Raw genomic sequence first — 21,225 nt, 5'->3', positions numbered from 1 at the left:
AGGGATAACCCTTTAAAATGTGAATTGCAGATGCTTGTATCACCCCGCGTCGTCGGCTTTAACCTTCCACTATGACACAGCTATTTTCACGTCGGTTCTTTCTGGGCTCTGCGGCGGCGGGTATTGTTGCCCCTGCGGCCTTTGCCGCCCCGCCGAACACATCTTTGCGGCCAGTACCGCGCGGCGGTGATCTGTTTCAGCGTGCCATTCCAACCGCGTCGGAACTGATCGAAGCCGCAAATCTGAAAGGGCAGGTGGCGTTTGTTGTCGCTGATGCCAAGACCGGGGCCGTGCTGGAACAAAAGGCACCGACGGTGGGGCTTATGCCTGCCAGTGTGACCAAGGCGATCACCGCCCTTTATGCGCTGGATACCTTGGGGGCTGATCACCGGTTCGAGACTCAGATCATGGTGACAGGCGGGATCACGGAAGGCGAGGTGCAGGGGGATCTTATCTTGGTGGGCGGCGGCGACCCGACGTTGGATACGGACGCCCTTGCTGCGATGGCTGCGCGTCTTAAAGAAGCGGGTATTCACAGCGTTAAAGGCGGCTTTAAGGTCTATGAGGGGAATTTCCCGCGTGTAAGCCGGATCGACCCGGAACAACCTGACCATGTCGGCTATAACCCCGGTGTCAGTGGGCTGGCGTTGAATTTTAACCGGGTTCATTTCGAATGGAAGCGGGGCAACAGCGGCTATGCCGTGACGATGGATGGCAGGTCCGCAAGATATCGCCCCGAGGTTTCAATGGCGGTGATGCAAGTCCATGATCGTGCGGTTCCGGTCTATACGTACCGTGACGACAGCAAACGTGATACGTGGACGGTGGCAAAACAGGCACTGGGGAAAAATGGTGCGCGCTGGTTGCCCGTGCGCAAGCCGGGCCGTTATGCCGCAGATATCTTTACCACGATGGCGGGCGCAAACGGGATACGCTTGCGCGACCTTCAGATGATTGATGCCCTGCCGGCCGAGGCCGAGGTGGTCGTGACGCAGCAAAGCGCGCCCTTGCACGAAATCCTGCGCGACATGTTAAAATATTCCACAAACCTGACGGCGGAAATGACCGGTTTGGCGTCGACCATTGCCCGGGGTAAAACACCGCAAACACTTAAAGAATCTGCGGCTGAGATGAACCAATGGGCCAAAGCCACGCTGGGCATGCAAAACCCGGCTTTGGTCGATCATTCAGGCTTGGGTTCGGAGAGCCGGATTTCAGCAAGCGATATGCTGACTGCTTTGGTGAAGGTGAACGATACTGGCACCCTGAAACCTATTCTAAAGACAATCGTACTGCGCGATGAAAAGGGCAGGCCCAAGCGCGACCACCCGATCAAGGTTGATGCAAAAACCGGAACGTTGAATTTCGTCTCGACCCTTGCGGGGTATATTCAGGCCCCGAACGGGCGCGAAATGGCGTTTGTTGTGTTTTCAGCGGATGAAACGCGCCGGGCCGCGCTGAGCCGTGCACAACGAGAAAGACCTGACGGCGGCCAGGCATGGAATGCGCGCGCAAAACGTTTGCAGCAAAAGCTGATAGAACGTTGGGGCGCTACCTACCTGAGTTAGGTGCCGTTTTCTTTGTAAGAAAACGGGTCGGAATTTTTTGAAAATTCCGGCGGGTTACGTGACGTGGCGTGCCCGCGCACCACGCTCGATCGCAGCGGCGTGAAGACGGTCCAGCTCCAGCTCGTAGCGGATTTCCTCGAGCAGGCGCAGTTCTGCCTCTTCCAGCTTGCCATCTGCGGCAGCGACGTCACAGGCAAGGGCATAGGCGGTTTCGTTCAGCCGGTCCGGCAACGCCCCTTTGATCAGACCAAAGAGCGCGTCCAACCCGTCTTCTTGCTCGAACAGGTCAAAGACCATCTGGCTTACGGTGCTGATGCGATCATTATCGTAGTTTGAAAAGATCGGCAGCGTATTGACGGCCGTCTGAATCTTGATCAGCTCGGTTGTGCGAATGTCTTCGTCCGACGCGGAGACTGCAATCATCAGCGCGACAAGGCAATCCTGGGCGCTTAGTATCAGGGATGTGTCTTCGGGCATTGGAATATCCTGTATCGCCAGCTCATAAGGGTCAGATTATTGACGCCCAGTGGGGGACGCAATAGGAACAGCCTGCTTGTATACATAGGGTGACAGGCAAAATTGATGGATTTTAAAGATGTCGCAGATGCGTGAAGCAGCCTTAACCAGCAAAGCATGGCCTTTTGAGGAAGCACGCCGGGTGTTGAAACGCTATGCAAATAAGGCCCCCGAGAAGGGATACGTCTTGTTCGAGACCGGATATGGCCCATCGGGCCTGCCGCATATCGGTACCTTCGGCGAAGTTGCGCGCACGACAATGATCCGGCGCGCTTTCGAGCTGATCAGCGACATTCCGACCCGTTTGATCTGCTTTTCCGATGATTTGGACGGCATGCGTAAGGTGCCGAGCAACGTTCCCAACCCCGAAGCACTGGCCGAGCACCTGCAACGTCCGCTGACATCTGTGCCAGACCCGTTTGGCACGCATGACAGTTTCGGCGCGCATAACAACGCCATGTTGCGCCGGTTTCTGGATACATTTGGCTTTGAATACGAGTTCATCTCGGCCACCGAATTTTACGGATCGGGGCAATTCGACGAAATACTTTTGCGCGCCGCTGAAAAATACGATGAAATCATGGCGGTCATGCTTAAGTCTTTGCGTGAAGAGCGTCGCCAGACCTATTCGATCTTTTTGCCGATCCATCCTGAAACGGGTCGTATCCTGTACGTGCCGATGAAAGAAGTGAACGCCAAAGCGGGCACCATCACTTTTGACGATGCGGACGGCACAGAGATGACGTTGCCGCTGACAGGTGGCAATGTGAAGCTGCAATGGAAGCCGGATTTCGGGGCGCGGTGGGCGGCCTTGGGCGTCGATTTCGAAATGTATGGCAAAGACCATTCGACCAACACGCCGATCTACGATTCGATCTGCCGGATTCTGGGCGCACGCGCACCTGAGCATTTCACCTATGAATTGTTCCTGGATCAGGACGGCCACAAAATCTCGAAATCATCGGGAAATGGCCTGACGATTGATGAATGGCTGACCTATGCCAGCGCGGAATCGCTGTCCTATTTCATGTATCTTAAGCCCAAGACAGCAAAACGGATGTATTTTGACGTTATTCCGAAAGCGGTGGATGAATATCATCAGCAGTTGCGTGCCTATGAGACGCAGGATGATAAGGCCAAGTTGAACAATCCGGTTTGGCATATCCACGGCGGTGATGTTCCCAAGTCCGATATGATCGTGCCCTATTCGATGTTGCTGAACCTTGCGTCCGTTTCCTCGGCCGAGGAAAAATCGCAGCTGTGGGGCTTTATCCAGCGCTATGCGCCGGATGCGACGCCCGAAGGTAACCCCGGCATGGACGCCGCTGCCGATCATGCAGTGCGCTACTACAATGACTTTGTGAAGCCGACCAAAGTGTTCCGTGCGCCCACAGATATGGAACGCGAAGCACTGGAAGACCTGCGCGATCAGCTAAAGGCGTGGGATGGCGGGCTGGATGCCGAAGCTTTGCAAACGATGGTTTTCGCCGTCGGCAAAGAACGCTTCGATCCGCTGCGCGATTGGTTTACCGCGCTTTACGAGGTGCTTTTGGGTGCCAGCCAAGGCCCGCGTTTCGGCGGATTCATTGCGCTATACGGTGTAGATGAGACCGTCGCGTTGATTGAGGAAGCGTTGGCCGGAAAACTGGTCTCAGCGTAAAGTCTTACGAGCAGCGGCTGAAACTGACGCGTGGGTTCAGTCGCTCACTATCCCTTAAAATAATGCGCCGTTTGCCCGCCCAAGTTGGTCTGGCAAGCGGCGCATTTTTGTTTCCAGCGTTCGGTCCCCTTAGCGCCGGTTAACGAACCGTAACTATCCAACTGCGCATGCCGGCATACCGCCGGGGTGACGCAACAGATGGACCGCCGTGCATATACCGCGGTTTCTGAAAGGGGATAGTGATGAACAAGGCGATTACGGACGGGCTTGTCCTGACACCAGCAATCTTTGCAAACGGGTTGGATGTGTATTCAAGCGGGGACGGTACTGCGGGTTCCGATACCTATGCCAATGCGATCAACGCCGCTTTCATTCCTGCGGATCAGGATTTTGGCGGCGCGTTAGAGTTGATCAAAACGCAAAGCACGCAAAAGCTACGTTATATGGGCCAGACACCGCTGTTGCCTGGGTGCTATCTGCGCATAACGGCCAAGATCAAAGCAATTAGTGGCAACCTGCCCGCCGTGCGGATCGCGGGATATCCCGCCCTTGGCAACGGCAGTCGTGTGGGAGGATTGACCGAAATCGGGTCGTCTGTGCAGCTTTCCAGCTATGGTGACGTTGTCGAGGTCAGCGCCATTGTAGGGTCTGGCCAGCGCAGCGGCGTGGACATGGTTTGGGGGACCGAACCGGTTTACGGGCATTTTGGCCTTGATCTGACCGGCCCAAATGGCGGCGTGGTTCGGATCGATGACCTGCAGGTCGAAGACATCACCAGCGCGTTCTTGGTGGATATGTTGGCACAGATTGATGTGCGTGATTTCGGCGCGGTTGGCGACGGCGTCACCGATGATACTGCTGCCTTTAATGCAGCGAATGCTGCGTCCGCAGGGCGGCGGGTGCTGATTTCAAAGGGGACGTATTTTCTGAACGGCGATGTCACATTTGACACCGAAACCCTGTTCGAGGGCAAAGTGACCATGCCCGCAACTGCTATTCTACAGCTGCGCCGCAACTTTGATTTGCCAAACTATATTGACGCGTTCGAGAGCGAAGAAATTGCCTTTCGTAAGGCGTATCAGGCGCTTTTGAACAACTCGGATCATGAATCGCTGGATATGGGTGGCCGCAAGATTTATGTGACAGGGCCGATCGATATGCAGGCTGCAACGCCCGAACGTACAAGCTATGCCACCCGTCGCATCATCCGAAACGGTCAGTTTGAAGCGTCCAGTGACGGTGATTGGGATACGGTCACCGTCACCTCGAACGCCACATATACACCGTCGAATGCGCGCACTCTGACCAATGTCACCAATATTGCGAATGTACCGGTCGGTGCGCTGGTGTCAGGGGGGGGCGTCGGACGCGAGATTTATGTGCGGTCGAAAAACGTGGCGAGCAAAGAGATCACCCTGAACGCCCCGTTATATGATGCCGCCGGCACACAGAATTACAGCTTTTCGCGGTTTCAGTACATGCTGGATTTCAGCAACTACGGATCGCTTAGTAAGTTTGTGCTGTCTGACATCGAAATCCAGTGCAACAACGTGGCTAGCGGCGTGAACCTTGCGCCCTCTGGGATCACGTTCCACATGCGCGACTGTTTTGTCTCGCGACCGAAGGATCGGGGCGTTACGTCGATCGGCGGTGGTTGTCAGGGAATGTTTATCGACCGTTGTCAGTTCTTGTCGTCGGAAGACAGTTTGAATGTTGCCGACCGCAAGACGATCGGGATCAATTGCAACGCCAATGATGTGAAAATTCGGGACAACCGTGCCACGCGGTTCAGGCATTTTGCGCTGATTGCGGGGCAGAATAACATCATCACCGGCAATCACTTTTTCCAGGGCGACACGGTGATCAATGGTATCCGCTCTGCGGGTTTGATCATCGCCGCGCAGCATACCGGGTCAGTGGTGCAGGGCAATTATATCGACAACTGCTTTATTGAATGGACGAATGAACAAGATCAGGCCCCGGATTATAGCAACGAATACTCCTTTAGTTCGTTGGCCATCAGCGGAAATATTTTCCTGTCAGGCGAGGTCGCGCCCTGGTTCAGCTATATCGTGATCAAGCCGCACGGCTCGGGGCATGTGATCAACGGTCTTACTATTAACGACAACCGGTTCCGCAGTCTGAACGGTTGGATTGACCGGGTCGAGAGGATCGACACCAGCTTTGCCGACATGGATTTTTCGCGCATGCGTAATATTGAAATGACCGGCAATTCGTTTCACGGCGTGACCTATCCCGTTGCTAACCCCGTGCAGGTCGAGCATTCGCAATCAAGTGAGGCGCAAAACTGGACCGTCGATATTTCCGAACGGTTTCCGTTCGGGGGCTGGGCGATTGCGGTGGATAGTATCACGATGGACGGTCCGGTGCGGAATGCGTCAAATGTCGCACAGTTCACGATGCCCTATGTGCTGACGGATCAGGGCCCGAACCGGGATTTGCTGAATCTCGTTTGGAGTACCAGCGTGAAGGGATCCGTCTTTTTGCAGGCGCGTATGGACAAGCGTTAACCAACGGGCGTTAACCAAACGGGGCCTTTCGCCGTTAACCTCGCGAAAGGCCCTAAAAATCTCTCCAGAATGAAATTTTGAGGGCCGAGTTTTCTGCATTGCCAATTTGGGTTTCGGCCCCGATTTGCAACCGTATATTGGGTCTGCGTTTGAGCGGTTTGAACAAGATCGAAGGCGCGATTGATGTGGCGCTGATGTTGGGTGTCGCAGCGTGAAAAACCTGCACCATCCCGGAAAAGCGGTCGGTGAAATTCAGGCCGATGGTGCTGTCAACTTTTCCAATGTGTTCAGCATAGTAGGTATCAATGAACAGCGATGCATCAACCGTCATCCATCCGTTCAACTGCCTAAGCTGATAGCCGCGCCCCCACGATAGCCCACCCCGGACGTAGGGACGGACAATGTCACCCGACCAACCAGCACCGAAACCCAGTTCATATGCCCAAATATTTGGTCTGTCGCGCCCACCGACAGGACGCCGCAGAAACACCATTGCAGACCCAGACTGAATACCGGTCGAGAACGTGTGAAATGCGACTTCGGCACCCAATGTCAGGTCGTCGCGTACGCCAAACTCAAGGTATGTGCTCTCTGAGAAATCCTGCGAGAGTGTGGTACTGAGCGTAGTGGAGGAGTATCCGCTGCCCTTGTCGCGCATCCACGCGCCAGCGGTGGCCGGCGAGATGTCGAGAACAAGCAGCACAATCGCCAATATACGAAGCATGTCTGAAGCACCGCCCTTTCGCGGGAAACATGCTCAATTGTGCTTAATAAATTGCTTACGCTTTGAAATGAATTATCCAAAAAGAAGGGCCCGCAGAATGAACTGCAGGCCCTATCTGTCGCATCATGTCGATTTAGACGTTGATCGTGCCACCGCGTGGGCCGGCCAGCAGCCACACGATAAAGCCGACGACTGGGAATGCCAAAATACCGACGACCCAAAGAATTTTCGCCAATGTTGACGCGCCGGAGCCGATGACTTTGACGATCGCATAGATGTCAGCGATCAAGATAATTAGACCTAGAATGCCATATTCCATTGTTGCTCTCCTTGTGATTTGTTCTGGGTGGTCAACTTGCCAATGGGCCTAATTGTTCCCAATCCTGTGAGAAGAACTTCAAATTTTAGTGAGCGGATGTACGTTTGCCTTCCACACGTAGGGGTGGAATGGCCGCCCCCACCTATCAAAGAATTAACGCTTTTTCCCGCCATATCTGGACTTGCCACCGCGCATGCCGCCCCGCCCGCCGGTGGATCGGCCAGATGCCTTTTGTGCATCATCAACAGCCTTTTCGACGGCGTACTGCCGTGCCATCGGGTCGTCCGCGATTGCCAGATCGACAGCCTCAAGCCGTTTCACTTCGTCACGCAAACGCGCGGCTTCTTCGAACTCGAGGTTCTCGGCGGCCTTGCGCATATCGGTGCGCAGCCCGTCCAGAACGGTTTGCAAATTGCCACCAGCCAAAGGGTTGTCGATCTTGGCGGTGACGCGGTTCATGTCCACGTCGCCCTTGTAGAGGCCCGCCAGAATGTCATCGACGTTCTTTTTGACCGTGGTGGGCGTAATGCCGTGCAACTCGTTATAGGCGACCTGCTTGGCACGGCGCCGATCTGTTTCGCCCATCGCCCGTTCCATCGAACCGGTGATGCGGTCGGCATACATGATAACGCGGCCTTCGGCGTTACGCGCGGCACGGCCAATCGTCTGGATCAGTGATGTTTCAGAGCGCAAGAAACCTTCTTTATCCGCGTCGAGAATGGCAACCAATCCGCATTCGGGAATGTCCAAACCCTCGCGTAGAAGGTTGATGCCGATCAGCACGTCGAACGCACCCAAGCGCAAATCGCGCAGGATTTCGATCCGCTCAATTGTATCGATATCGCTGTGCATATAGCGCACGCGAATGCCCTGTTCATGCATGTATTCGGTCAGATCTTCGGCCATGCGTTTGGTTAAAACCGTGCAAAGCGTGCGGAAACCATCAGCCGCGACTTTGCGCACCTCGTCCAGCAGATCATCGACCTGCATTTCGACGGGGCGGATTTCAATCATTGGGTCGATCAGGCCGGTCGGGCGAATGATCTGTTCGGTAAACACGCCGCCGGTTTGTTCAATTTCCCACGCGGCGGGGGTTGCGGATACGAATACCGATTGCGGGCGCATGGCGTCCCATTCCTCGAATTTAAGGGGGCGGTTATCCATGCAGGACGGCAGGCGGAAACCGTGTTCGGCCAGCGTGAATTTGCGCCGATAGTCGCCTTTGTACATCCCGCCGATCTGCGGCACGGAAACGTGGCTTTCATCCGCGAATACGATCGCATTATCGGGGATAAATTCAAACAGCGTGGGGGGCGGCTCACCCGGCGCGCGGCCCGTCAAATAGCGTGAATAGTTCTCGATCCCGTTGCAGACGCCCGTGGCTTCCAACATCTCGATGTCGAAATTACACCGCTGCTCAAGCCGCTGCGCTTCCAGCAGTTTGCCTTCGGCGACAAGCTGGTCCAGCCGCATCCGCAGCTCTTTCTTGATGCCGATCACCGCCTGATTCATTGTGGGTTTGGGCGTCACATAGTGGCTGTTGGCGTAAACGCGAATCTGGTCGAAGGCACCGGTCTTTTCGCCGGTCAGCGGGTCGAATTCCGTGATGCTCTCCAACTCCTCGCCAAAGAATGACAGACGCCATGCGCGGTCTTCAAGGTGGGCGGGGAAAATCTCAAGCGAATCGCCGCGCACCCGGAACGTGCCGCGCTGGAACGCGGCATCATTGCGTTTATACGCCTGTGCGATCAGATCGGCGATGACCTTGCGTTGGTCATAGGATGTGCCGACCTTAATATCCTGCGTCATCGCGCCGTATGTTTCGACAGACCCGATACCATAGATGCACGATACGGATGCAATGATGATCACATCGTCACGTTCCAGCAGCGAACGGGTGGCCGAGTGGCGCATACGGTCGATCTGTTCGTTGATCTGCGATTCTTTTTCGATGAACGTGTCAGACCGCGCGACATAGGCCTCGGGCTGGTAGTAGTCGTAGTAACTGACGAAATACTCGACGGCGTTGTCGGGAAAGAACCCTTTGAATTCGCCATAAAGCTGCGCCGCCAATGTCTTGTTCGGGGCCAGAATGATGGCGGGGCGCTGCGTTTCTTCAATGACCTTGGCCATCGTGAACGTCTTACCCGTCCCGGTCGCACCCAACAGAACCTGATCACGCTCGCCTGCGCGCACGCCTCCGGACAGTTCTTTGATCGCGGTTGGCTGATCGCCTGCTGGTTCAAATTCTGTTGCCAAAACAAACTTTTTGCCGCCTTCAAGCTTGAGGCGGTCACGCACATCGGGTGCGGGATTCGATAGGAACGCTTCCTTGCGTTCTGGCAAACTGTCAGAGTGGGCGTAGGCCATGGCAAAGTCCTTTGGGGGTTGCCCCCTAAGGTGTCATGTTTTTGCGCAGGTTCAAGAGGCAGCCGCCTGAACGGCGCACAAACCTCCTATTTTGTGAGGCGCTTGCGGTTGGCGCGCACCTTTTTGCTGACGGGTTCCATCGCCGCGGTCATGATCTGATCGGGGCTGCCCCCTGCCATTGCGGCCTTGGTCGCGGATTTATACGCTTGGGCCATCGCGGGGCCTTTTTCTTTGACCATCCGTGAATTTTCCCCGCTGGCATGCGGCAATAGGCCAGCCATCCCCAGAATACGCAGGGTCATCACCGCCTGAGTATCAAACAAAAGCGACGCAAATTGGGTATTTAGGGCGAATAAATTCAGGGGGTTCATGGGGTTGCTCCGATGGGCTGTCTCTAAACTATGCTGCGGCGCAGCATTTGCAAGGTGTTTTATTTACAAATGCCAGTGATAACTTGATACCTTGTCCTAAATGTTCGATACGTACGCCACCAAAGTGGAGAATTACCCATGCGCGCTCGCATCTATCAACCGGCACGAACAGCAATGTCATCTGGCACAGCCAAAACGCACGTTTGGCTGCTTGAGTTTGATCAAGAAAACGCGCGCGAGATTGACCCGTTGATGGGCTGGACATCGTCCCATGACACGCAAACGCAGGTCAAGCTGCGGTTTGAGACCAAAGAAGAAGCAGTCGAGTATGCGCAGGATCACGGCATCGACGCCGTCATCCAAGAGCCGCACAAACGCCGCTCCAATATTCGCCCGGGTGGCTATGGTGAAAACTTTGCCACAGCGCGCCGCGGTGCCTGGACCCACTAAGCCCCGCCGCTATATCGACGATCGCATCATGCCTAAGACGCTTCCCATCGGGTGGCGTCTTGCTTTTTTCAGCCGCGCTGTTCAGCATATTATTTTAGAGGCCGCTCATGACCATTACCCATCTTGTTACGCATTCCGGCGGTTTTCATGCTGATGAATTATTGTCTTCTGTCATTCTGACGCGCCTGTTTCCGCAGGCCGAATTGGTGCGCAGCCGCGATGCGAAATGGACCACAGCCGCGCCGGATAAAATCATCTATGACGTGGGCCGCGAATATGATGCCGATGCGCAGATATTCGACCACCACCAACGCCCCAATCCCCTGCGCGAAGATGGCCAGCCCTACAGTTCATTCGGGCTGATCTGGGCACATTACGGCCGCGATTATCTGCGCGCCTTTGGTGTTCCTGAGGCAGATATCGACGACATCCACAGCAGCTTCGACACCGGGTTTGTTCTGCCGATTGATCTGGTGGACAACGGTGATCTGGCCCCCGCGGCCGCTGGGCAGCTTGCCGGACTGACCTTGCCCGCGCTTTTGGGCACGCTCAAGCCGGTCTTTGATGACCGCAGCCCGGATGCGGATGATCGCGCATTTGCTGCGGCGCTGCCTATTGCCCGCGCCTTTATCGAAGGGTCGATTGCGGGCAAGGCGGCCAAGCGGCGCGCCGAGGCCACTGTGCTAGAGGCGATCACCCAAGCGGGTCCGTCGCGTGTGCTGGAACTGCCGATGGGGATGCCATTCCGCAAAGCCATTGAAACCGCCGGGGCCGATCATCTGCTATTCGTTGTCCACCCAAGGGACAGCGATTGGGCGATCACCGGCATTCGTCTTAGTGGCGACGGGTTTGAGCAGCGCGCGGATTTGCCTGCTGCATGGGCCGGTCTCACGGATGATGCGCTCGAAGCTGCTTGCGGCGTCAAAGGTGCGAAATTCTGCCACAACGGTCTGTTCATCGCGGTCGCGTCTACGCGCGAAGCAGCACTTGAGATGGCTGATCTTGCCGTCAAAGACGCGGTGTAACGTTTGAACTGCCTTGCCCTTGCCTGCCGTCGGGATAGACTGACGGTTATCAAAGGGCAGGTGCTTGTGTGAACGATCAACTTAGACAACTGCCCCAGATCGAGGCGATGCTGACCTCTCCGACCATAGGCGCTTTGATTTATACCCATAGCCGTGATGAAGTGGTCGCCGCGCTGCGCCTGACCTTGGCCAACCTGCGCCGCGCGATCACCAAGGGCGATCTGGTGCAGCTTCCTGATTTTGTGGGCGATGCCTTTGCCGACCGCCTGCGGACCGTGATCGAACAAGAGCGGCGGCTGAACCTGCGCGCCGTGGTCAATGCGACGGGCATTATCATCCACACCAATCTGGGCCGTGCGCGCCTTGCGCCGCAAGCGATCGAGGCCATGCGGGATGTGGGCCTGAACCCATCCAACCTTGAACTGAACCTGACCACCGGCAAACGCGGTTCGCGCTATGATCATGCGGAGGCGCTGATTTGCGAACTGACAGGCGCAGAGGCCGCGTTGATCGTGAATAATTGCGCAGCCGCCGTTGTGTTGGGGCTGATGGGCACGGCGATGGGACGCACGGTCGTCGCCTCGCGGGGCGAACTGATCGAGATTGGTGGATCATTCCGCCTGCCTGATGTGATCGCGCAAAGCGGGGCCATCCTGCGCGAGGTCGGCGCGACGAACAAAACCCGGCTAAGCGATTATGCAGAAGCCATTAATGACGACACTGCCGTTTTGCTGAAAAGCCACACCAGCAATTTCAAGATCGTCGGTTTTACGTCGGCACCCGCCAGACGTGATCTGGCCAAGCTGGCCAAAGACCGGAACCTGATTTTGATGGAGGATCTGGGCAGTGGTGTGCTGATCGATCTGTCGCCCTATGGGATGACGGACGAACCCGTTGTCGCAGATATCCTTAGGGCTGGCGTCGATGTGGTGATGTTTTCCGGCGACAAACTGTTGGGCGGACCCCAAGCAGGCATTATCGCGGGCAAGGCCGATGTGATTGCAAAACTCCGGTCGCATCCGCTGCTGCGGGCGCTGCGGATCGACAAGCTGTCCCTTGCAGCACTCGAGGCGACTTTGCGTTTGTACCGCGCGCCGCATGACCCGTTCCAAACCATTCCTGTCCTCAAAATGCTGTCAGAGCCGTTGGCCGATGTGCAGGCGCGGGCGAACGCGCTTGCTGCGCAGCTTGACGGGCTGGTTACGACCTTAGTCATTCCATCAGATGCCTATGTCGGGGGCGGGTCGCTGCCCCAACAAGGGCTGCAAAGCGTTGCGGTCAGCATTGCCCATCCTGACATGACGGCGGAAACACTGGCCGATGCATTGCGACGTGCACCGGTGCCGGTGATCGGCCGCATTCATCAAGATCAGGTTTTGCTGGATATGCGCACGGTAACGGATGCAGAGCTGCCGCTGGTCGTCGATGCAATCGGCCACGCACGCCCGCAATGACCTCTGCCTGCGTCATCGTGATCGGCCATGTGGACCACGGAAAAACCACGCTTGTGCGCCGCCTGACCGGTATGGAAACCGACACCTTGGCGCAGGAAAAACAGCGCGGGCTGTCGATCAATCTGGGCTTTGCCTATTGCCGCTATCCGTCCGGTACCGTTGACCTGATCGATGCGCCGGGCCACGAGGATTTCATCCGTGCGATGGTCGCAGGGGCCACGGGTGCACAGGCGGCGCTGCTGGTGGTTTCCGCTGTCGATGGCATCGCGCCCCAGACGCTTGAACATTTGCGCATTGCGAAATTGCTGGGTGTTCCGGTCCGGTTTGTCGCTGTGACCAAGGTTGATTTGCTGGACCCTCATGATCTGAATGCGCGGCTTGAAACGATCCGCGATGGGCTTGAACACTTGGGTTTGGGGGCTGCTGACCTGATCCCTGTTTCTGCGGATTCAGACGCTGGCATCCAGTCACTACATCACCGGTTAGAGCAGTTGTTGGGTGAGGCATCGAAGGCGCAGAACCCCGCTGCAAGTTTCCTTCCCGTTGATCGTGTTTTTACGGTGCAGGGAATGGGAACCGTTGTAACCGGCACGTTGCTGGGCGGTGATTTGGCCCTGTCCGACGCCATCACCCTGCAACCGCAAAACCGGCCCGTCACGATCCGGGGGCTGCAATCGCGCGGCGCGGCGCGGGATCGGGTGACCCATGGGGAACGCACAGCGGTCAATCTGCGCGGGATAGCTCCGGAGGAGATTGAACGGGGGGATGTTCTGGCGGCTGACGGGCTATGCGCGCCCAGCGATTGCATGGATGTGGAGCTGGTGCTGCTGCCTGACGCGCCAAAACCGCTTAGGCATATGTCTGAAGTGAGGGTGCTTTTCGGCACGACCCATGCCGTCGCGACGGTGCGGCTGATGGGCGGGGGGCAGGTTGAACACGGGAATACCGCATTCGCGCAGCTTCGGTTTCGCAAGCCTGTCACGGGCTATGCGGGCCAGCGGATGATCCTGCGTGCCTTGTCACCTGCCGAAACCATCGGCGGTGCTGTGGTGCTTGATCCGGCCGCAAGCGGTGTGAAATCCGGTGACGGGCTGCGCTTAGCCGTGATGAAGGCGGCTTCTGGTGGTGATGTCTCTGCAATCGCACAAGCGCTTTGTGCGCAGGGGCGGGGCAGCGCAAAATTGGCGGATGTCGCGCGGATCGCGCAGCAAAGCGCGGCGCTTGTGCTATCGACGTTGGGGGCAGAAATCGGCGTGATCGATACAGGGTGGATTGCATCGGCCCCAGCGATCAAGAGCGCGCAGAACGATCTGCTTGAAAGTATGAGAACCTTTCACGCCGCGCACCCGCTCAAACGCTTTGCCCCGCGTGCCAAAATGGTAAACCGCGCCCAATCGTCAATGCTGACCCGATATGTGGAAAACACCTTGGCCGCAGCAGGGGATATCCGTATCGCCGAGGGCCAGATCGGGCTGGCCACACACGACCCCGCTGCGGCAATGACGCCGTTGCAAAAGGATCGTATGGCCGAGATCGAAACACAGCTAGGGGACGGTGGCACCACGCCGCCGAGCCTGAGCGATCTCGTGCAGAACAGCGACGACGCCGACCTGATCGAGCTGTTGATCGCCCGTCAAACAGCCGTAGCCATGATCAATGTCGGCCTGAACCAGCGGCTTGTCTTTCATGCGCAATCCGTCGCCACCGCTGGCAAAACCTTGAGGGGCGCATTCCCGCCCCCGATGCGTTTTACCACGGGCCAAGCGCGTGAAATATTGCACACCAGTCGCAAGTTCATCGTCCCGCTGCTTGAATATTTTGATGCAGCGGGGGTGACCTACCGCGATGGTGATGCGCGCCAGATGGCACAACCTGATGATTGATCTTTCACCCGTCAGCCCCTGCCGTTAGGGTCCGCCCAAACGGAGGTGACTGGAGTCTGGTGGCTTCCCTGGTCTTCAAAACCATGGACGCGTCGAATAGGCGTGTGGTGGGTTCGATTCCCATCCACCTCCGCCAAGTGTCTGGACATTGGGCTATAATCCCCATCAATGTGCAAATGCATACTTGGGAGGGTGGCACATGATCGATGCGGCGCAGGCTTTCACACTTAATACCCTGGACGGAACGGCGCAGGCTTTTGACGGCACGGGCCCCAGCTTGGTGTGTTTCGTGAAAGAAGATTGCGAAACCTGCAACATTGCGGGTCCGGTTCTTGAGGGGCTGTTCAAGGCCTATGGCGGCGGTATCGAAATGGTCGTGCTGGGCCAGTCCGGCGATAAGAATGCCGATTTCGCACAGCGTCACGGGCTGACCATGCCGGTGCTCGCAGATGCAGGGTGCAAGGCGTCGTTTAACTGGGACATCGAAATTGTGCCCGCCGCGTTCTGGATCGATGAGGGTGGCAAGGTCGTCACCAAGTTCGAAGGGTTCGTGCGCGATGACTGGCAAGCACTGTCCGATCAGATCGCCATGGAAACCCGCCAGCCCGCCGCGCAAATCGACTGGGATAGCTTGCCCGCGTGGCGGCCCGGTTGCGGGTCAAAACACTTTGATCCCGAGATATACGACAAACTGCGCGCCGAGGCAGACGGCAGCGTTTTGCGCGCCCGCAAGGTCGAGGTGGCCAGCGGCGATGACGTGGCCGAATTCATGTTCGATCAGGGGTTTTCGGACGGGTTGCCATTGGTGCCGCCAACCCCCGAACGGGTGATGCGGATGCTGGCCGGCACCCACCGCGACCCGCAAGATGTCGTGGCAACCGTGCCCCCGAACATGGGTGTTGGCACGGTCGAAAAAATCGCGATCAACGCGGTGATGGCTGGCTGCAAGCCTGCATACCTGCCCGTTGTTATCGCCGCGGTCGAGGCCGTTTGCACCGATGAATTCAACATCCACGGGGTGACGGCAACCACAATGGGGGCCGCGACGGTGATGGTCGTGAACGGCCCTGTGGTGGAAAAAAACGGCATGAATGCGGGCCTTGGTGCGATGGGGGCGGGCAACCGCGCCAACGCCACCATCGGCCGGGCGCTGCGGTTGGTGATCCGTAATGTCGGCGGGGCAACGACGGGGGGCGTTGAACGCTCGGTGTTGGGCAACCCGATGAAATACACCATGTGCTTTGCCGAAAATGAATCCGTGTCACCGTGGGAGCCGCTGCATGTCGAGCGTGGTTTCAAGGCGGAGGATTCCGTTGTGACCGTCTTTGCCATGACAGGTGGCCCCGTGCATATCGTCGACCAAACCTCGCGCAAGCCGGATCAGATTGCAGGGTCACTGGGGCAGGGGCTTGAGGGTGTGTTTATGCCCAAATTGCACAACCTGCCTGTTGATGCGCTGCTGGTGGTGTGCCCCGAACACATCAACACGCTGACCGTTGACGGCGATTATTCCAAGGACCGTCTGCGCGACCGCATTCAAGAAGTCACATCGCGCCCCTTGAGCGAAATGGTGCAGGACGACCATTCCGGCGCGGGCATTCCTGTTGCCGATGCCGAAAAGATGGGGCCGGAAAAACTGGCGCAGCTGGCCCCGAAATTCGCTGCCAAAGAATACATCCACATCGTTGTCGCAGGCGGCGAGGCGGGCAAGTTTTCGTCGGCCTTCCATGGCTGGGCCACGGGCGCGGTCGGGTCAATTTCCGTTTCCAGAAAGATCGATCTGGGCTAGCATCACCCACAGAGGAGGACATGAATGACTATAATTCTCGACCCGACGGATGAACGCGTCCCGGTCGTGCGTCAGATTACCGAGCGATCCGGATCGGTGCAGGGGGTTGTGGGGCTGCTGAACATCAGCAAACCGCGCGGCAATATCCTGCTGGACGAGCTGGACCGTTTGATAGCCGAAGGCGCGCCCGGTGTTGAAATTCGCCGCTATACCAAGCCGACATTTGCCAAGCCGTGCCCCGACGCATTGCGCCATCAAATTCGCGACGAATGCGATTTCATGATCGAGGCATTGGCGGACTGAGGATCATGTACCACGTGCAGTATGCACGATACAGTCTGGTTTGAAATCCAGGGGATCCCGTCCGTTTCCGTCGCCTCAAGCGCGTTTGGCCAAGCTGCTGAAACGCAGCGCAAGGCATTAGGTATGGAAAGCGCGCGATATGTCTTGGTGCCGCATCCAATTCAGGATGCAACCGACGACGAAATGCGCATCAAAGCGCGCGAAGCCTATGATCAGATCATGGCGGCGCTGCGCGATAAATAACGACAAAGGCGGCGCAGGGGAACCCTTGGGCCGCTTTACAGTTCAGCGATCCAGCACGTCTTGGTCATGTCCTGACTGAGCCACAACATATCATCTGCACGATTTCGCGACGGCGAGCTGCTTAACATCCCAGCAGGGATTGTGGTCGCGCGGGCCAGCGCCTTTTCAAGCGGGTCTTTGACCTGCTCAACCATCACGCGGATCGCCTGCGGCATTGTCAGGTCAGCACCAGCAAGGGTACCATCCGCAAGGGTAAGTCTGCCATCGCTACGCAGAATTTCACGGCCGTTTAGTGTGAAGCTGGTGATGTCCGATCCCGCAGTCGCCATCGCATCGGTCACCAGAAACACCTCGCTCGGGCCTTGGTTGGCAGCAAGCGCGGCGCGGATCATTGCGGGGTGGACGTGCACAGCATCTGCAATCAATCCGCTGGCAGCCCCGCCATGATCCAGTGCGGCACCGACCAGACCGGGTGCGCGGGCTTGGGCTTGGCTCATTGCGTTGAACAGGTGGGTGGCGCAGCGTGCGCCCGCGTCAAAGGCGGCCATGGCCGTGCCATAATCACAATCACTGTGGCCAAGGGACACGATGATGCCTGCATCTGCCATCGCCCTGATTTGCGCGTTTGTTACGCTTTCCGGTGCGACCGTCATCATCAGGTTGGGAATATGGTCAACGGCGTCCAGCAGCCCGCGCAGATCGCTGTCTTGCATTGGGCGGATCAGGGTGCCGTCATGCGCGCCTTTGCGCGCCACGCTAAGATGCGGCCCCTCAAGGTGCAGGCCCGCAATCCCGGGAATCCCTTGATCCAGCGCGTCGGTGACAGCCTTGATCGCTGCGGCGGTTTGGCTGGGCGTGTCGGTGATCAATGTGGGCAGGATCGCCGCTGTGCCCAGCCCCCGATGCGCCGCTGCAATGGTGGCTAGGGTTTTCACCGTTGGGGCGTCGTTGAACATCACGCCACCACCATTGACCTGCAAATCGACAAACCCCGATAGCAATATCCCGCCATCCAAGCTGTGCGTCGCGCAATTGCTAGGAATGTCCTGTGGCCCGATAATGCGCGTCTCGCCGTCTGACAGCACCAGTAGCGCATGGTCGTCCCGCAGTGCCGCACCGTCGAAAATGCGCGCACCGATATAGGCCGATTTCGCTTGGGTCATTGTGCTGCGGCGCTCTTGGCGAGGGTAAAGGCACCATCGACGGCCCGGCCTTTTGCAGGTGCCAGATTGGCGGTCATCTGGCCGGGCAGATACGGCGCATAATGTGGCCCGACCCCGCCTGCCAGACACAGCAAATCGTTTGTTTGATATTCCAACGCCGCAAGCGCGTTCTGAAGGTAATCCGCACCGCGTTGCATCAGCAATGTGCCAATCGGATCGCCGGCTGCGGCGGTTTCCACCACATCGGGGGCAAGGGTGCCAAAATCGCCGGGGCGGGCCTTGAGGCTGAATTGCACGATGCCAGCCGCGCCGCCAAGCTTGGCGAGCATCCGTTCCGACAAAGGGCTTGCCGGAATGATGCCGTCAACGGCCAGCAACGTCTGTTCCAGTGCGCCATGCCCCAGCCAAGCGCCTGACGCTTGATCAGACACCTGATAACACCAGCCACCAATGCAGGTCTGCGCCTGCCCGCGTTGCCGCGCAATGATCGTGCCGGTCCCGAGCGCCAGAACATATCCGTCCTCGGCCCCGATGGCCCCGACAATGGTGGTTGTCGTGTCTTCGGTCACTACGCTTTTGCCAAAGGGCAGCGCGTCTGCGATGCGTTTGCCAATGTCAGGCCCGGTAAATCCTGCCAACCCCAGATGGGCAACTGCATGATTTATCTGTGCCGCGTCTTGGCCAGCGTCCTTTACCGCAGCATGGGTCGCTTCCAGAATATGTGTGATCGCCTCGTCAAAATTGGTGCTGACATTGGCGCGGCCGCCTTTGGCCTCGGCCAGTATGCCGTCTTGGGCGGTGCCAACCACAACGCGGCAACCGGTTCCGCCGCCATCGACGCCAATGATTAAAGGGGGGTGTTGATCCATCATGAAGCTTGTCTAAGATACCTGTTTTGTGGGGGAAAGGATATTTTCCCGGTTGGCGCAAAAGCGTTTGCGCAAGTCCATTTACAAATCGCATGTTTCAGTGCTAAGTTAGCGCTAACATTAATCGAGCAATCTTATCTTGGACAGCCCAGATTGATAGTGAGGGAATAATTATGCTGAATGAAACCGTCGCACGGGTCACCGACCGCATTATCGAAAGAAGCAGCACAGGCCGTCAGGCATACCTGGCCCGTATGCGCGGTGCCGCCGAGGCGGGTCCAGCACGGGCACATTTATCATGCAGCGGTCAGGCCCATGCCTATGCGGGCGCGGGCGCAGACCAAGCGGCACTGGCAACGCAGTCTGCGGGCAATATCGGCATTATCACCACCTATAATGACATGCTGTCGGCGCATCAGCCGTTTGAACGGTTCCCCGAACTTATCCGTGATGCGGCCCGTGGGGCGGGGGGCACGGCGCAGGTTGCAGGCGGCGTTCCTGCAATGTGCGATGGCGTTACCCAAGGCACGGCGGGGATGGAGCTGAGCCTGTTTTCGCGTGATATCATCGCCATGGCAGCGGGCGTTGGCCTAAGCCACAACACATTCGATTCCGCAGTTTTCCTTGGCGTCTGTGACAAAATCGTGCCGGGGTTGGTCATCGCGGCGCAAGCATTTGGCCATTTGCCCGCGGTGTTTCTGCCAGCAGGTCCGATGACATCAGGCGTCTCGAACGATGCAAAGGCTGCCGTGCGCCAGCGCTTCGCCTCGGGCGACGCAACCCGAGAAGAGCTGATGGCCTCGGAGATGGCGGCATATCATGGGCCGGGAACATGCACATTCTACGGCACGGCCAACACCAACCAGATGCTGATGGAGTTCATGGGCCTGCACCTGCCCGGCGCATCCTTTGTGAACCCCAACACACCGTTGCGCGATGCCCTGACGATTGCAGGTACGCAGCGGGCCTTGGCGATCAGCCACTTGGGCAACAGCTATACGCCAGTCTGCGACGTGTTGGATGAAAAGGCTTATGTAAACGGCATCGTTGGCCTGCACGCGACGGGTGGGTCGACGAACTTGTTGATCCATCTGGTTGCAATGGCGCGTGCGGGCGGAATCATTCTGGACTGGCAGGATTTCTCGGATCTGGCCGAGGTGACGCCGCTGCTGGCGCGGGTTTATCCAAACGGTCTGGCGGACGTGAACCATTTCCATGCCGCCGGTGGCTTGGGGTATATGATCGGTCAATTGCTGGGCGGCGGGTTGCTGCATGACGATGTGAAAACCATCGCCGGTGACGGGCTTGACCGCTATACCCGCGACCCCAAGCTGAAAGACGGCGCGGTTGAATGGGTTTCTGGCCCGACTGCAACGTTGAACGACAAGATCCTGCGCCCCATGGGTGACCCGTTCCAGCCGACCGGCGGGCTAAAGCGGCTGTCAGGATCCTTGGGCAATGCTGTTACCAAAGTGTCGGCGGTCAAGCCCGAACACTTTATTGTCGAAGCACCTGCACGGGTGTTCCACGATCAGGAAACGGTGAAAGAAGCCTATAAAAACGGAGAGTTCACCAGTGATGTCGTTGTCGTGGTCCGCTTTCAGGGGCCCAAAGCCAACGGTATGCCGGAACTGCACAGCCTGACGCCGGTACTGGCGAACCTGCAAGCCAAGGGGCTGAAGGTCGCGCTGGTGACGGATGGCCGGATGTCCGGCGCGTCGGGCAAGGTTCTAAGCGCGATCCATGTCTGCCCCGAAGCCCTAGATGGCGGCCCGATCGCCCGTATCAAAGATGGCGATATGATCCGCGTCGATGCGCGTGACGGCGTGCTTGAGGTGACAACGCCCGGCGCGCTTGACCGCCCCGTTACAATCGCCGATCTGTCCGGGAATGAATACGGTCAAGGTCGCGAGCTGTTCGCGAATTTCCGCAGGACTGTCGGGGCCGCCGATACCGGTGCCAGCAGCATTTGAATTGAATAAAGGAC

The 21,225-nt window shown here is 57.6% G+C and carries 17 protein-coding genes and 1 tRNA gene; 11 read left to right on the top strand and 7 right to left on the bottom strand.

The genetic code is table 11. From position 1 onward, the window contains the following. The first annotated feature begins 71 nt into the window (after window positions 1-71). Window positions 72-1,568 carry a D-alanyl-D-alanine carboxypeptidase/D-alanyl-D-alanine-endopeptidase gene (gene dacB / locus KZZ06_RS04910; RefSeq protein WP_219578928.1) on the top strand — a complete coding sequence of 499 codons (1,497 nt, stop codon included), beginning with the start codon at window positions 72-74 and terminating at the stop codon, window positions 1,566-1,568. A gap of 54 nt (window positions 1,569-1,622) precedes the next feature. Here the strand turns inward: dacB and KZZ06_RS04905 are convergent, their stop codons facing one another. Continuing rightward, the gene (locus KZZ06_RS04905; RefSeq protein ID WP_219578927.1) at window positions 1,623-2,045 is read right to left on the bottom strand and encodes a tellurite resistance TerB family protein; all 423 of its coding nucleotides are present in this window, start codon (window positions 2,043-2,045) and stop codon (window positions 1,623-1,625) included. A gap of 118 nt (window positions 2,046-2,163) precedes the next feature. On the opposite strand from KZZ06_RS04905, the gene KZZ06_RS04900 reads away from it, so the two are divergent. After that, window positions 2,164-3,744: a lysine--tRNA ligase gene (locus KZZ06_RS04900; protein WP_219578926.1), complete on the top strand. Its 1,581-nt coding sequence runs from the start codon at window positions 2,164-2,166 to the stop codon at window positions 3,742-3,744. Between the two features lie 242 nt (window positions 3,745-3,986). Next, window positions 3,987-6,275 (top strand): glycosyl hydrolase family 28-related protein, encoded by a 2,289-nt coding sequence (locus tag KZZ06_RS04895; protein ID WP_219578925.1) that lies wholly within the window; start codon window positions 3,987-3,989, stop codon window positions 6,273-6,275. Between the two features lie 52 nt (window positions 6,276-6,327). On the opposite strand, the gene KZZ06_RS04890 is transcribed toward KZZ06_RS04895, so the two are convergent. The 4 genes from KZZ06_RS04890 to KZZ06_RS04875 all read right to left on the bottom strand — a co-directional run bounded on the left by KZZ06_RS04890 (window position 6,328) and on the right by KZZ06_RS04875 (window position 10,059). Next, window positions 6,328-6,999: a hypothetical protein gene (locus KZZ06_RS04890; RefSeq protein WP_219578924.1), complete on the bottom strand. Its 672-nt coding sequence runs from the start codon at window positions 6,997-6,999 to the stop codon at window positions 6,328-6,330. Window positions 7,000-7,132: 133 nt separating this feature from the next. Continuing rightward, entirely contained in the window at window positions 7,133-7,318 is a 186-nt protein-coding gene (locus KZZ06_RS04885) for a PLDc N-terminal domain-containing protein (RefSeq protein ID WP_219578923.1), read from the bottom strand. Window positions 7,319-7,471: 153 nt separating this feature from the next. Continuing rightward, window positions 7,472-9,688 (bottom strand): excinuclease ABC subunit UvrB, encoded by a 2,217-nt coding sequence (gene uvrB / locus KZZ06_RS04880; RefSeq protein WP_219578922.1) that lies wholly within the window; start codon window positions 9,686-9,688, stop codon window positions 7,472-7,474. Window positions 9,689-9,774: 86 nt separating this feature from the next. Continuing rightward, window positions 9,775-10,059: an antifreeze protein gene (locus KZZ06_RS04875; protein WP_219578921.1), complete on the bottom strand. Its 285-nt coding sequence runs from the start codon at window positions 10,057-10,059 to the stop codon at window positions 9,775-9,777. Between the two features lie 138 nt (window positions 10,060-10,197). On the opposite strand from KZZ06_RS04875, the gene KZZ06_RS04870 reads away from it, so the two are divergent. The 7 genes from KZZ06_RS04870 (at window position 10,198) to KZZ06_RS22470 (ending at window position 17,206) form a co-directional block, all read left to right on the top strand. Then, on the top strand, window positions 10,198-10,509 hold the full coding sequence (locus KZZ06_RS04870; protein WP_219578920.1) for an ETC complex I subunit: 312 nt from the start codon (window positions 10,198-10,200) through the stop codon (window positions 10,507-10,509). Window positions 10,510-10,616: 107 nt separating this feature from the next. Further along, complete coding sequence (locus KZZ06_RS04865) at window positions 10,617-11,534, top strand: MYG1 family protein (protein ID WP_219578919.1); 918 nt, start codon at window positions 10,617-10,619, stop codon at window positions 11,532-11,534. Window positions 11,535-11,602: 68 nt separating this feature from the next. After that, window positions 11,603-12,988: an L-seryl-tRNA(Sec) selenium transferase gene (gene selA / locus KZZ06_RS04860; RefSeq protein ID WP_308340001.1), complete on the top strand. Its 1,386-nt coding sequence runs from the start codon at window positions 11,603-11,605 to the stop codon at window positions 12,986-12,988. Beyond that, window positions 12,985-14,871 carry a selenocysteine-specific translation elongation factor gene (gene selB / locus KZZ06_RS04855; protein ID WP_219578918.1) on the top strand — a complete coding sequence of 629 codons (1,887 nt, stop codon included), beginning with the start codon at window positions 12,985-12,987 and terminating at the stop codon, window positions 14,869-14,871. The genes selA and selB overlap by 4 nt, the downstream gene beginning before the upstream one ends. A gap of 41 nt (window positions 14,872-14,912) precedes the next feature. Next, window positions 14,913-15,007: transfer RNA gene (locus KZZ06_RS04850), tRNA-Sec, on the top strand. Between the two features lie 63 nt (window positions 15,008-15,070). Further along, window positions 15,071-16,660 (top strand): redoxin domain-containing protein, encoded by a 1,590-nt coding sequence (locus tag KZZ06_RS04845; protein ID WP_219578917.1) that lies wholly within the window; start codon window positions 15,071-15,073, stop codon window positions 16,658-16,660. A 24-nt stretch (window positions 16,661-16,684) separates the two neighbouring features. After that, entirely contained in the window at window positions 16,685-17,206 is a 522-nt protein-coding gene (locus KZZ06_RS22470; RefSeq protein ID WP_257884209.1) for a UGSC family (seleno)protein, read from the top strand. Between the two features lie 35 nt (window positions 17,207-17,241). Here KZZ06_RS22470 and nagA read toward each other — a convergent pair whose 3' ends face one another. Together nagA and KZZ06_RS04825 are read right to left on the bottom strand one after the other, a co-directional pair. Continuing rightward, window positions 17,242-18,369 carry an N-acetylglucosamine-6-phosphate deacetylase gene (gene nagA, locus KZZ06_RS04830; protein ID WP_219578914.1) on the bottom strand — a complete coding sequence of 376 codons (1,128 nt, stop codon included), beginning with the start codon at window positions 18,367-18,369 and terminating at the stop codon, window positions 17,242-17,244. Further along, window positions 18,366-19,241, bottom strand: coding sequence for a BadF/BadG/BcrA/BcrD ATPase family protein (locus KZZ06_RS04825; protein WP_219578913.1), 876 nt, complete (start codon window positions 19,239-19,241; stop codon window positions 18,366-18,368). The genes nagA and KZZ06_RS04825 overlap by 4 nt, the downstream gene beginning before the upstream one ends. A gap of 170 nt (window positions 19,242-19,411) precedes the next feature. Here KZZ06_RS04825 and edd point away from each other — a divergent pair, with 170 nt between their 5' ends. After that, complete coding sequence (gene edd, locus KZZ06_RS04820; protein WP_219578912.1) at window positions 19,412-21,211, top strand: phosphogluconate dehydratase; 1,800 nt, start codon at window positions 19,412-19,414, stop codon at window positions 21,209-21,211. Window positions 21,212-21,225 lie beyond the last annotated feature (14 nt).

Source organism: Sulfitobacter sp. CW3 (assembly GCF_019392245.1).
Taxonomy (GTDB): Bacteria; Pseudomonadota; Alphaproteobacteria; order Rhodobacterales; family Rhodobacteraceae; genus Sulfitobacter.
The sequence above is the reverse complement of the archived record's forward strand: the minus strand, read 5'-3'. Positions and strand labels throughout refer to the sequence as shown.

What these genes read in the sequence shown, in the direction of transcription:
- KZZ06_RS04875 (WP_219578921.1), bottom strand. Translation starts at nt 10,059, where the DNA reads ATGAACCCCCTGAATTTATTCGCCCTAAATACCCAATTTGCGTCGCTT.
- dacB (WP_219578928.1), top strand. Translation starts at nt 72, where the DNA reads ATGACACAGCTATTTTCACGTCGGTTCTTTCTGGGCTCTGCGGCGGCG.
- selB (WP_219578918.1), top strand. Translation starts at nt 12,985, where the DNA reads ATGACCTCTGCCTGCGTCATCGTGATCGGCCATGTGGACCACGGAAAA.
- KZZ06_RS04890 (WP_219578924.1), bottom strand. Translation starts at nt 6,999, where the DNA reads ATGCTTCGTATATTGGCGATTGTGCTGCTTGTTCTCGACATCTCGCCG.
- KZZ06_RS04900 (WP_219578926.1), top strand. Translation starts at nt 2,164, where the DNA reads ATGTCGCAGATGCGTGAAGCAGCCTTAACCAGCAAAGCATGGCCTTTT.
- KZZ06_RS04905 (WP_219578927.1), bottom strand. Translation starts at nt 2,045, where the DNA reads ATGCCCGAAGACACATCCCTGATACTAAGCGCCCAGGATTGCCTTGTC.
- KZZ06_RS04870 (WP_219578920.1), top strand. Translation starts at nt 10,198, where the DNA reads ATGCGCGCTCGCATCTATCAACCGGCACGAACAGCAATGTCATCTGGC.
- edd (WP_219578912.1), top strand. Translation starts at nt 19,412, where the DNA reads ATGCTGAATGAAACCGTCGCACGGGTCACCGACCGCATTATCGAAAGA.
- KZZ06_RS04895 (WP_219578925.1), top strand. Translation starts at nt 3,987, where the DNA reads ATGAACAAGGCGATTACGGACGGGCTTGTCCTGACACCAGCAATCTTT.
- nagA (WP_219578914.1), bottom strand. Translation starts at nt 18,369, where the DNA reads ATGACCCAAGCGAAATCGGCCTATATCGGTGCGCGCATTTTCGACGGT.
- KZZ06_RS04825 (WP_219578913.1), bottom strand. Translation starts at nt 19,241, where the DNA reads ATGATGGATCAACACCCCCCTTTAATCATTGGCGTCGATGGCGGCGGA.
- KZZ06_RS04845 (WP_219578917.1), top strand. Translation starts at nt 15,071, where the DNA reads ATGATCGATGCGGCGCAGGCTTTCACACTTAATACCCTGGACGGAACG.
- KZZ06_RS04885 (WP_219578923.1), bottom strand. Translation starts at nt 7,318, where the DNA reads ATGGAATATGGCATTCTAGGTCTAATTATCTTGATCGCTGACATCTAT.
- uvrB (WP_219578922.1), bottom strand. Translation starts at nt 9,688, where the DNA reads ATGGCCTACGCCCACTCTGACAGTTTGCCAGAACGCAAGGAAGCGTTC.
- KZZ06_RS04865 (WP_219578919.1), top strand. Translation starts at nt 10,617, where the DNA reads ATGACCATTACCCATCTTGTTACGCATTCCGGCGGTTTTCATGCTGAT.